The 11637-nt window shown below is 36.8% G+C and carries 8 protein-coding genes and 1 tRNA gene; 2 read left to right on the top strand and 7 right to left on the bottom strand.

Features of this window, described 5'->3' with window-relative positions; all coding sequences use genetic code 11:
- Positions 1–722 precede the first annotated feature (722 nt).
- Together AAKU52_RS07540 and AAKU52_RS07535 are read right to left on the bottom strand one after the other, a co-directional pair.
- The gene (locus AAKU52_RS07540) at positions 723–1985 is read right to left on the bottom strand and encodes a type IX secretion system plug protein (protein WP_354331888.1); all 1263 of its coding nucleotides are present in this window, start codon (positions 1983–1985) and stop codon (positions 723–725) included.
- 8 nt (positions 1986–1993) lie between these two features.
- Positions 1994–3907 carry an ABC-F family ATP-binding cassette domain-containing protein gene (locus tag AAKU52_RS07535; protein WP_354331886.1) on the bottom strand — a complete coding sequence of 638 codons (1914 nt, stop codon included), beginning with the start codon at positions 3905–3907 and terminating at the stop codon, positions 1994–1996.
- An 81-nt stretch (positions 3908–3988) separates the two neighbouring features.
- On the opposite strand from AAKU52_RS07535, the gene AAKU52_RS07530 reads away from it, so the two are divergent.
- On the top strand, positions 3989–5020 hold the full coding sequence (locus tag AAKU52_RS07530; RefSeq protein WP_354331884.1) for a quinone-dependent dihydroorotate dehydrogenase: 1032 nt from the start codon (positions 3989–3991) through the stop codon (positions 5018–5020).
- A gap of 298 nt (positions 5021–5318) precedes the next feature.
- Here the strand turns inward: AAKU52_RS07530 and AAKU52_RS07525 are convergent, their stop codons facing one another.
- The 3 genes from AAKU52_RS07525 to AAKU52_RS07515 form a co-directional block, all read right to left on the bottom strand.
- Positions 5319–5495: a spore protein gene (locus tag AAKU52_RS07525; protein ID WP_354331882.1), complete on the bottom strand. Its 177-nt coding sequence runs from the start codon at positions 5493–5495 to the stop codon at positions 5319–5321.
- 36 nt (positions 5496–5531) lie between these two features.
- Positions 5532–5605 (bottom strand) — tRNA-Cys (locus AAKU52_RS07520).
- 48 nt (positions 5606–5653) lie between these two features.
- Entirely contained in the window at positions 5654–6403 is a 750-nt protein-coding gene (locus AAKU52_RS07515; protein ID WP_354331880.1) for a TrmH family RNA methyltransferase, read from the bottom strand.
- Here AAKU52_RS07515 and tamL point away from each other — a divergent pair.
- Positions 6394–8787 carry a translocation and assembly module lipoprotein TamL gene (gene tamL, locus AAKU52_RS07510; RefSeq protein ID WP_354331878.1) on the top strand — a complete coding sequence of 798 codons (2394 nt, stop codon included), beginning with the start codon at positions 6394–6396 and terminating at the stop codon, positions 8785–8787. The genes AAKU52_RS07515 and tamL overlap by 10 nt on opposite strands.
- Here the strand turns inward: tamL and AAKU52_RS07505 are convergent.
- Positions 8784–9314 (bottom strand): hypothetical protein, encoded by a 531-nt coding sequence (locus AAKU52_RS07505; RefSeq protein WP_354331876.1) that lies wholly within the window; start codon positions 9312–9314, stop codon positions 8784–8786. The genes tamL and AAKU52_RS07505 overlap by 4 nt on opposite strands.
- Complete coding sequence (locus AAKU52_RS07500) at positions 9311–11632, bottom strand: patatin-like phospholipase family protein (RefSeq protein WP_354331874.1); 2322 nt, start codon at positions 11630–11632, stop codon at positions 9311–9313. The genes AAKU52_RS07505 and AAKU52_RS07500 overlap by 4 nt, the downstream gene beginning before the upstream one ends.
- Positions 11633–11637 lie beyond the last annotated feature (5 nt).

Here is an 11637-nt window from a genome sequence, read left to right as displayed (position 1 = left end):
CGTTCTATTACCGACACCTGCAAGAAAAATGAGCAGGCCATCTTAAATGCTTTCTTGACTATTGCTTCATCATAGAGGTACCTGAGTAGTTACTAATTGCATTACTTTAAATAACGAACAATTATAAATGATGGACGATCTAAAAAACTACAAGTTTGGTGTTTTCTATTTTAATCGTAACGATTCTCGTTTATTAGTTCCAAGAAAATTATTAAGAATGCAAGGATATACTCTAAATTTCGCTAAACCCATAAGTTTTTTATTATTTGGTTTGTTCATCATCCTGATTATTTGCATAATTTACTCCTTATCGAACCTTTCTTTCCAAGACGCCACTGTTTAGCTGATTTGAATTGCTCAAAAACCATAAATTGAATTTTCTCACCTAAATTTACCGGTTTTTTTATATTGAATGCATTAATTGTATTGCAAGACAGCAATTTAACAAAGGAATAAGGGGGTTGCTAACTTAATTATACCGCACATGACATTTCAAATTAGTTATGATTTTCCAATCATAACAAGATAATTATATATTCCTACATTTTTATTAACGGTGATTGCTCTTGCGAAACGACCAACAGCCACGGTGCAATCCTAGAATGTCTTTGAGCTATTAGTAGAATATTACGGCAAAATTCAGTTAAAGAAAAGAGGCAATTTATCAATAAAGTTCACAGCTATCTCAAGACACTTGAATTATTGAAAACTCATTTCATTAATCAAATAGGTTTTGCATTTTTGATAAAGCTGTAACCGATTAATTCATCCCAGCGACTACCCGGTTTGCGGAAATAAACAAAAACCTGGTAATCATTATTGGTTTCAAAGTAAGAACCTTCGTATAAGGTTTCGTCCATATTACCTTGCTCATCTTTATAAAAGTATTTATAATCGTATAAGCCTTGTTTTAAATAGATTTTGGCAGCATACGCTTTTTTATCGGGGTCATAATTGAGTTTACTCTCCGCATTAAGCGTGTAATTATTAAAACGGCCAAGCACATAAACTTCCCCTTTAGTATGGCTTGCTAATGCTTTCAATGTAAAAGCAACATTTACATAATCACTTTCTGTTTCCGGAGTCCTGCCGTCCTGGTTTCTAATATAGAAGCTACCATTTTCATCTAGCTGACTGCTATAATTTTCACTGCTTCTACTAAGATCAGGAATTAAAACGGCGCTAAAACTGCTGTCTTTAGTAATTTCCTGCACTTTTGCCCCAGGGTAACGCAGGCTGCGGATATCGAATTTTCTAAATTCATTTCCGCCTTTAAAATTATTACTTTTCAGGTCATTGTAAACCAATATGCCAGGTTTAATGAATGAAGGTTTACTGTTTTTTAGAGCTGTTTGAGGATTGCCATTTTGCATCACCACAATCTTCAGGTCCTGGTTGGGGTTTTGGATGGTTAAATTACGATGCGTAACAGTGAAATTGATTTTTTGGTTGGTAGCACGCTCTTCAACCTGTGTGCTAGGTTTTACCTCCAAATTGATGCTAACCAAGTTTTCTACCACATATAACCTTTGTGAAATCAGCAACTTTTTTATTTTTCCTACTTCATAAACTTTAAGCAGGTAATTACCCGAAGTTTTCATTTTAACCTGTTCATTGGATAAGCTCAAGCTATAATGCGTAAATTTCTGTAATGTACCAGAAGAATATTGATAGGCTACAATTCTATCTTCGGCAAAAGATTCTACATAATCTAAAGTAGAAATACCAGAAGGTTTCCAATCTGCTGTGCAATGTTCTATTTCGTACCAGTAGTTTTTGCTGCCCGCTTGCAGGTCATCAAAAGAGAAATGCAGTAGTTCTGCTGAGTTCAAAGTCAAAATAGGAAGAGATTGTTCTTTTTGCGTATTGTAGCACTGCACGGTCTTGATAAAAGGTGAATACACGCGGTTATCATAAACTAAGGTTCCCTGTTGGGCAAGGGCCAATTGTGTACAGGCGATCAGCAAAAAAATCAATCTCCCCATTATTGTCATTAACTTTCTATTTCCATAATTTCGGCAGCAAGGCTTTCCCAGGCATTTTGAGCCTTATCAAGCGTATTCTTAGCTGATAAATATTTTTTATTTACTTCTGCAAGCTTAACTTTATCTCCGTAAACCTTGTCGTCTGCCAATTCATTTTCAATGGTTTTAACATTGGTTTCAAACTCAGCTATTTCAGTTTCTGTTTTTTGCAACTGATCATTCAACTTTTTTAATTGCTGCTGTGTATTTGGAGCAGGTTTTTTTTCTTCAACCTTCGGTTTTACTTCTTTTTCTGCTTTATAAGGTATAGTTGTGGCAGCAGCAGGTGGTCTTTTGCTGTTCCATTCTTCATACTCTGCATAAGTACCCGGGTATTGTTTGATATTTCTGTCTTCAATGTACCAGATTTTATTGGCTACATTATCTAAGAAATACCTATCGTGAGATACGGCAATAAAAGTACCTTCATATTGTTTCAATGCCTGAATCAGAATGTTTACCGACTGTATATCCAAGTGATTGGTAGGCTCATCGAGGATCAGGAAGTTGGAATCTGTAGTCAATGATTTTGCTAAAGCCACACGTGATTTTTCTCCTCCAGATAAAACGCGGATTTTTTTAAACACATCATCACCTGTAAAAAGGAAACAGCCCAAAATAGAACGCAATTCTGTATCGGTATGTTTAGGGGCAAAAGCCTGTAATTCTTCTAAAATGTTATTTCCAAGGTGCAGCGATTCTAGCTGATGCTGCGCAAAGAAAGTAGTTGTAACATTATGTCCTGTTTCACAAGTCCCGTCAAAACCTTCAGCACCAGCAATAATCCTTAATAAAGTAGATTTACCTTTACCGTTGGCACCAATCAGTGCAATCTTGTCGCCTTTTTCAATAACGGCTTCCGCATTTTCAAGGATGTCTACATTGGGGTAGCTTTTGTAAGCATTTTCAATTTTAACAACGTGACGGCCAGAGGGCTTAGTAAATTTAAAGCTGAAGTTAACAGTAGGGTTATCATCATCAACATCCTCAACACGTTCCATTTTATCCAGTGCTTTCATACGAGACTGTGCCATTTTTGCCTTACTGGCCTTGGCACGGAAACGTTCAATCAGCTTCTCTTCTTGTTTAATTTTTGCCTGCTGGTTTTTAAATTCACCTTTTTGAATTTCTCCACGCAGTGATTTTTCTTCTACATAAAACGTATAGTTTCCTGCATAAGAAGTAAGCTTACCTTTCCGGGATTCCACAATGCGGTTAACCACTTTATCAAGGAAATACCTATCGTGAGAAACAATTACTATAGCCCCTTCAAAACTCATTAAATACGTTTCAAGCCATTTAATGGAAGGTAAATCCATGTGATTGGTTGGCTCATCTAATAAAAGAATATCTGGTGTTTGCAGCAGAATTTTTGCTAGCATGACCCTCATCCTCCAACCTCCGGAGAAAGTATTTAGTGGCCTGTGCTGATCAGCAGTGCTAAAACCAAGACCTGCCAGAATTTCATTGGCACGGTACTCAATGCTATAGCCGTCCAGTGCTTCAAACTCTTGTTGTTTATCACTTAATTTATAAAGTACCTCTTCAGAATAATCGGTTTCAATTTTCTTTAACAATACCTCAATTTCGTCATGAAGTTGATTCTGACGTTCAAAAGCCTCCATGGCCACATGTAAAATACTGTGGTGGGAGTCGTAAGAAAGTAGATCCTGGTTTAAGTAACCTATCTTTAGATCTTTAGACATGGAGATAGAACCTGTAGAAGGTGCATATTCTCCAACAATTATTTTTAACAGGGTGGATTTTCCAGTTCCATTGGCCCCAATCAGGCCAACTCTGTCACCAGGTTTAATATGCCAGTTTGCTTCATCATATAAAGCTCTGGAGCCTATAAGGAAAGTTAAGTCGTTTATTGAAATCATTTGGATGCAAAAATACGTATTTTACATGCATTTTTTTGTTGTGAATTGGTAAGAAAATAAAAACCTTACTATCTTCGTTGAATGTATCGCTTAATAAAACCATTATTTTTCCAGTTTGATCCGGAAAACGTTCACCATTTTGTTGTAAAAGGCTTGAAATGGTTCAATGATTATTTTCCATTTGGGAAGATAATTTTAAGAAGCACCTTTGACGTCAATATTAAAGGATTAGAAAGAAAAGTATTTGGCATAAAATTTAAAAACCCTGTTGGACTGGCCGCAGGCTTCGATAAAAACGGCGAATACATTGAAGCATTAAGTAACCTTGGTTTTGGTTTTATAGAAGTTGGCACAGTTACACCATTGCCACAGCCGGGAAACGATAAGCCCCGGATGTTTCGTTTGGAGGAGGATGAGGCCCTGATTAACCGCATGGGCTTTAACAATAAAGGTGTTGACACTTTGGCAGAGCGCCTGCGCCTATTGAAAGAAAAAGACCAAACTATTGTGATTGGTGGTAACATTGGTAAAAATAAAACTACTCCAAATGAAGATGCGGTAAATGATTATGTGATCTGTTTTGATCGCTTGTTTGATGTGGTAGATTATTTTGTGGTTAACGTAAGTTCTCCAAATACACCAGGATTAAGGGAGCTGCAGGAGAAGGAGCCCTTGACTAATTTGTTGAAAACGCTGCAAGACCGTAATTTTAAAAATGGGATCAGCAGACCTATTTTGTTGAAAATAGCGCCAGATTTAACAAACGAGCAGCTTAATGATATTGTTGATATAGTTAAATCTACTGGTATTGCCGGTGTAATAGCTACAAATACAACGGTAGACAGGAGCGGTTTATATGCAGTAGAAAAAACGGCACACGAAAGTGGTGGTTTAAGCGGCAAACCCTTAGCAAGGCGCTCTACTGAAGTTATTAAGTATCTTTCAGAAAGGTCTAAAGGTGCATTTCCTATTATTGGCGTAGGTGGAATTCATTCTCCGGAAGATGCCAAAGAGAAAATCGCTGCTGGTGCATCCTTAATACAACTTTATACAGGCTTTATTTATGAAGGTCCGGCTGTAATCAAAAAAATATGTAAAGAATTGTTGAAATAGAAATTTTGAAGTAAAATAAATTAAAGGCCTGTATCATGATCTGTGATACAGGCCTTTAATTTTGGAAGTTTTTGATGAATAGTTGGCGGGTCTTTGCCAGTTCCTTTGCAGGTCATTTAGACCTACCAACGACCTAGCAACGACCTAACAAGGACCTACCAACGACCTGGCAAAAATAACTTTAGGACAAACTGTCTTATGCTGAAATACGTTTACATTAAAAGAATTTGCGCACAAAAAAACGAGGCTGATCATTTTGTAAATGATACAGCCTCGTTAATAAATTAGGAGTTAAAGCTTATGCCTGTGCAGAAAGCTTTGTTAAGATAGCGTTGTTTATAGCTAATTGATCTGTAGTAGATTGTCTTGAACGGCTTCCCAATTCAAGGTTTGTAGCTAATTTTAACGTTTTTACATCTAAACGTGAAGTGTTTTTATTTTTCCTGTCTTTTCTTTTTAATCTGGTAACTGCCATGGTAATAACCTTTGTGTTTTTAATTTATTATAAATCTGGAGGTCGAGAGCGGATTCGAACCGCTGTACGAGGTTTTGCAGACCTCTGCCTAGCCACTCGGCCACTCGACCCTCTTTTAAATCAGGTTGCAAAAATAGCAATTATATGTTAGTAACCTATTATTTATTTAAATTTCTGCTAATCTCTGAACATAAGATGCCAGCAGAAATCGCAACATTCAAAGACTCAGCACTTCCAATGCGCGGAATAGTAACCGGATGCTGGATCAGTTTTAATACCTCAGCACTAATTCCCTGTCCTTCATTTCCTAAAATTAATACGCCTTCTTTGCCCCAATCAACAGTGTAGCTGCATTCTCCTTCTAATAAGGCACCAAAAATTGGTATCTCCAAATCCATAAGCCATTCTGGTAAATCATGCTCATAAATATTTACCCTACATAAGGAGCCCATGGTTGCTTGAATTGTTTTAGGATTATAGATTTCCACCGTATTTAAGGAGCAGATGACGTTTTTGAATCCAAACCAATCTGCCGTCCTGATGATTGTTCCTAAATTTCCAGGATCTTGAACACCATCCAACACCAAAGTGAAATTGTTTTTTAAATCAGCCAGGTTAAAAACTCCCTTTTTTGGAATATGTACTAAAGCCAAAATTCCTTGTGGTGTATGTAATGTACTAATCTTGTCTAGTTCGGCGTTGTTTATCTCAAATAACTTTATATTTGAAGGTAAATTAGGAAGTAAGGATTTGTATTCGGCGAGGTAATAAATGCTATGTAGCTGGTATGCTGAAGGAATAAATTCTATGATGGACTTAATTCCCTCAATAATAAAAATTCCATTCTCTTTACGGTACTTTTTTTGATGTAACGATTTAATAAAACCTATTTGAGATTTTGAAAGCATACCCTAATTATATAAAAAAAATCAAGTTTCCTGCAATATTACTATTAATTATTCTGTTTTTAGCTGCATGTTCCTCTACAAAATTCATTGAAGACTATCAGTCAATTGTTAAAAAGGTAGATATAGACAGTGTGCCTTCGCAGTTTGAAGAAGAAGCCTATAATTATGTACAAAAAGACATTAGGCCAGCACCTAAACTGGGCGTAAATGTACGATTATACAATTTGTTTTATGGCTTGTTCAGAATTAAAGCAATTGGTAATCCGGCACCGGTGCTAGACAGTACCTTGGTCGATATTTCAAGAAACCAGATTGAAAAATTCTTGAATAGTAAGGGGTATTTTAATGCTACCGTGAAATCTTCTATTGTTGTAGAAAAACAAAAGGCAGAGGTTTATTTTAAAGCGAAACCCGGACCGGCATTTTTTGTCAATAAGCTCAGTTATGATATTGCCGATCCAAAAATAAAGGATCTTTATTTAAAATCGAAGTCTGAGCTGACTTACATAAGAGAGGGTATGCAATACGACGACGATTCTTTGGCCATTGAAAGAGATCGTGTCTATGAGATAATGAAGGAAAACGGTTATTTTGATTTTGCCCGCCCCTATGTTAAATATTCGGTGGATTCAAATCTTAATGCCAGCAAAACAAATATCATTCTCATTGTTGATAACCCCAAAGATATGGTGAAACATGAACAATTTACCATTGGTGAAACTAACATTGTTATTGCGCCAAATTCTGATGGTTTTCCTGATTCTATTGCTCAAAACCCACGTATTTTTAGAGGCATAAGGTTTACTGACTTGTCCGAAAGATTCAGGCGTAATCCTATTGTGCGTTATAATTTTATTAAAGAAGGAGATCTTTATGATAGCAGGAATGAAAATATTACTTATAACAGGCTTTATGAAATGAACGTTTTTAAAAACGTAAAAATTGATTATTTTAAAGCAAAGGATAGTTCAAACCGGCTTGAGCCTATTATTAGACTGATTCCTCAAAAAAGAATGAGCAACCGGATAGAGGGTGAAGTTCCATTTAATGCTGGTACAGTAGGCTTTACTTTAAGTAATACCTATACAAATAACAACATATTTCGCGGTGCAGAACGTTTTGAATTCCAGATAAAAGGGGGGCTGCAATCCCGGGTTGGCCAGGGTAAATCAATTTTTAATGATGTTTACCAACGTGATTTTTCGGTAAGTTCCAACCTTGCAGTCCCTAGGTTATTGTTGCCTTTTGATATTCCATTAATGGGGAAAAATGGGATGCCTTTTACCACTTTTTCGGCCAGTTATGTTTATGCCTTGCAAAAAGATTTCTTTGTAAGGAGGGTGTTCTTAAATTCAGTAACCTATGATTGGTTTGAAACAAAATCTAAATTTCACTCTTTTACGCCTTTAAATTTTGAATATAGGTTTGGAGGTTTATTGTTGGTGACTGATGGTCCTGATGAGGCAGTAAATAAGGCAAATTTAGAATTAATTAGACAAAATTTATATAATATACAGCTGTTGGGGCGTAAAGATATTACCCTGGGTATTAAATATACGTACACCTTGAACCAGAATAAACTGTTGCAGCCAAGTAGTTTTGTTTATTTCAGGGGAAATATTGATATGGCAGGAAACCTGCTGCAGGGTTTTTCTAAGCTTACTGGGGGGAAGCATAATGCAGCCGAAGGTGATTTTGCAGAAATACTGGGTTTGCCTTTTAACCAGTATGTGCGCCCTGAAGTTGATTTGCGTTGGTATAAAAGTTTGGGTGGCGACAAACAATTTGTGGCCAGGATTAATGCAGGTGTTGGTTTTGCATATGGCAATTCTACCGCAGTGCCTTTTGAGAAGTTGTTTTTTGCTGGTGGTTCTAGTGGAGTAAGAGCGTGGCAAGCCAGAACTTTAGGCCCTGGTAATTACGACAGAGGTAATAGAATACCTACCGAAGAGTCTCGTAAAACCTTGTATGGTTTAGACCAGCTGGGGCAGATGCATATAGAAACTAATTTTGAATACCGTTATAAATTGTTGAACAATTTCTTTGGTGCCACACTTAAAGGAGCCGTGTTCCTGGATGCGGGTAACATTTGGAATATTTCTTCTGGAAATCCACAGCCCGAAACTTATTTTAATTTTAAGAAGTTATTTAACCAAATTGGTGTGGGTACTGGTGCTGGCTTACGTTATGATGTAGATTATTTTGTTTTCCGTTTTGATGTCGGCTTGAAATTAAAAGATCCACAATTCAGTGGTTCAGACCAGTGGGTGATAGGGAAATATATCAGTGGTGCAAGTCAGTTTAAAAAGGATTATAACCTTACGCACAGTCCGGAAAGTTACCGCTTTATACAGTACAATTTTGGTATAGGGCTGCCTTTTTAAAACATTCGCTTAAGGCCATCAATAATTGTTTCAATAAACATCGACAGGTCAAGGCCATTACTATGGTTAAAATAAATATAAATGAGCAATACAATAAGGGCTACAATAATCAGCTTTCTAAAGGTAAAGGCTAAAACGATCACAATTAGGGGGAACAGTACCAACCAGAGAGTGTTAATGGGGTAAGGTGTTAAATTGCCATCTTTCTTACGTACGTAAATGAGTTTGCTATGTGTTCCAATGTCATTTATATGTTTAATATAAACAAATGAGGATCCCTCTAGTTGCATTGGCAAAATAGCAACACCATCGTTAAATTTTAAGGATTGTGTAAATCCACTTACGCTGAAGGTATAAACCCCGTTTATCTTTTCCATTGGGTTATCCAATGAATCGGTAGCAATAATAGCCAGCTTACTATTTTTTAGCAAACTTTCTTTAACCAGGAAATTATTGATGTTTGATTGCTGTGCAAAGCTGGTGCTAGTAGCCAATGTAAGTAAAAAAAGTATGCTAAATAACCTCATTCTATAGATCTTTTGTTGTAAATTAGATAGCCCAAATGTAGTAAAATGCCGTTTCTTTTTATTGGATCATCATATAAATTGTAACTTAAGCTAATCGGGCCTACTGGTGTATGGTAGGCCAGGCCTACTGTGGCTGCATAATGCCATTGCTGAAATGACTTTTTATTATTCACATTTTGAAAGCCTTGTTGTTCCAACTCTTTGTATGGAATGAAGGCATAACCCTCTACCCTTAAATCAAGATTTCTCTTCAGGGTATATACGTTTTTTAAGCCACCGGCAAGGTAACTTGCAGCCCTGAATTTTTCTAGAAATAACGATCTGCTATCCTGAAGTGGATAAAATGATGGGGCAGCTAATAAGGTAGCGTAATAATTAGCAAATAATGGAAGGTTAGAAATAACGGCTTCTGCCAGGTAGCCTAAAGTATATTTTCCTTTTTTTAAGAAATAATTTTCATCGCTAACTTTAACATTGAACCACTCTCTATTCTGCCTTTCTAATCCAATGATATGATCATTTATGTTGCTGTTTCTGGAGATATTACCCGGATTATAACTTTCTCTGCCAGAAAAATAATTGAGACTGATCAATAGATTGCGACCACGGGTGGCATATTGCTTGCGGTTTAAGGAGTTTTGCTCAAAAGAAAGGTTTGTTCGGAAGCCATTGAACGTTGTTTTGTCTAAGATGTCTCCGGTGGTAAAGGAATTAGTGGGACTATAATTATCGGTATTATTTAGAAATGCACTGCTTAAGGTTAATTTAGCTCTTTCATAAAGCGGGATGCCCAGTTTAATGTCAGCTTTTCGGTCTACCTGGTCAATATAAGTGGGGTTGAGGTCTTCAATAAATATAGCGCTGTTACTGTAATAATTAAAGTGATTAAAGGTCAACTCAGCAGCCAGAAAAACGGGTAAGCGGGAGGGGAAATCTATTCTTCCGGCAAGCTGTACGGATTCATAAAACCGGCCTGAATAAAAGTTTAACCCTACGGTGTAAGCTTTTCTATTCAGGTAATTGTATTGAATACCCATGTAGACGTTGCTGATCGGTCTAGTTGAAATATTGCCTCCAAAATCAAGTTTAATACTCTTTTTGGGTCTGGCTATAATTTCGAAAATATAGTTGTCATTTATTGGTTGATAGGAGATTTTGGGGTAAACAGTTTCAAAGGTTTCATCAGCCACGAGTTTATAATAGCCCTGCTTAATATCAGTTAAGGTAAGCATGGCTTTATCAGGCTTAAAAAGCCTTTCAATATAGTGTCTCTGGGCATAGTTTACGCCACTTACCGTAACGGCATTGAAGACCAATTCTGGTTTTTTGTTAATAAATTGTTCTCTTTTAGCCAGGAGTTCCAATGGTGCAACCCTTCGGCTTACTGATTTTTTAATCTCAGCCATATTGGCAATTGCCGCATCATAGCCTCGCTGTATAAGTTTTTCAACGGCATTGAAATTTGTGGAATGGAAGTCGATAACATCTGGTCTGATGTAAATACCTTGGTCGCCAATTAATGTTGAATCTGATCTGGATAAAAATATCTGTAATAAAAAGCGGTTCATTTGCCGGTCATCATTTCCTTTAGGAAAGATGTCTGAAGTTTTTGAGGAAACATTTACACCAATAATATAATCAGGTTTAAACTCACTCTTCATCACATCCACTGGGAAGTTATTGTATAAACCCCCATCAAAAACATATTTATCATCTAATTTAATAGGCCTGTAAACGAAAGGTACAGTGAGCGTACCCCTGACAGCCTCTGCCAAACTGCCTTTTTTAACGCTAATGCTTTTTTGGGCAATTACATCGGAAACCATGCAGCGATAAGGAACAAATAAATTGTTAAAGTTATCTTTGGCAGCCGCAGAAGCCTGAGAGAAAAGTTCAAGGAGTGCGAAGTTTAGCGGCACATCGTTTACCAAATTAGATCTAAAATTAAGTCGTAAATTGGTGTCTGCCGTTAATTTTGCAGAAATCATAGAAGAATTCGTATTGTTCTTTTGGAAGAAAAAACCAAAATCGCTCGTATACTTACCAGTAACCCATTGCTGGAACTCTCCACTCAATGCAACAGCCTCCATTTGGGCGGGAGAATAGCCTGCCGCATACATGGCGCCTACAACGCCACCCATGGAAGTGCCTGTAACGAAATCTATTGGGATATTGTTTTCTTCCAGTGCTTTTAGCACACCTATATGTGCTAATCCTTTTGCACCACCTCCACTCAATACCAGACCTACTTTTTGTCCATGCGTATGTAATGCATTGAAAATAAGTATAAATAGGGTGAAATGTTTTAATAATTGCACAGCCT

Origin of the sequence: Pedobacter sp. CG_S7, assembly GCF_040544395.1 — a bacterium.
Lineage (GTDB): Bacteria > Bacteroidota > Bacteroidia > Sphingobacteriales > Sphingobacteriaceae > Pedobacter.
The sequence above is the reverse complement of the archived record's forward strand: the minus strand, read 5'-3'. Positions and strand labels throughout refer to the sequence as shown.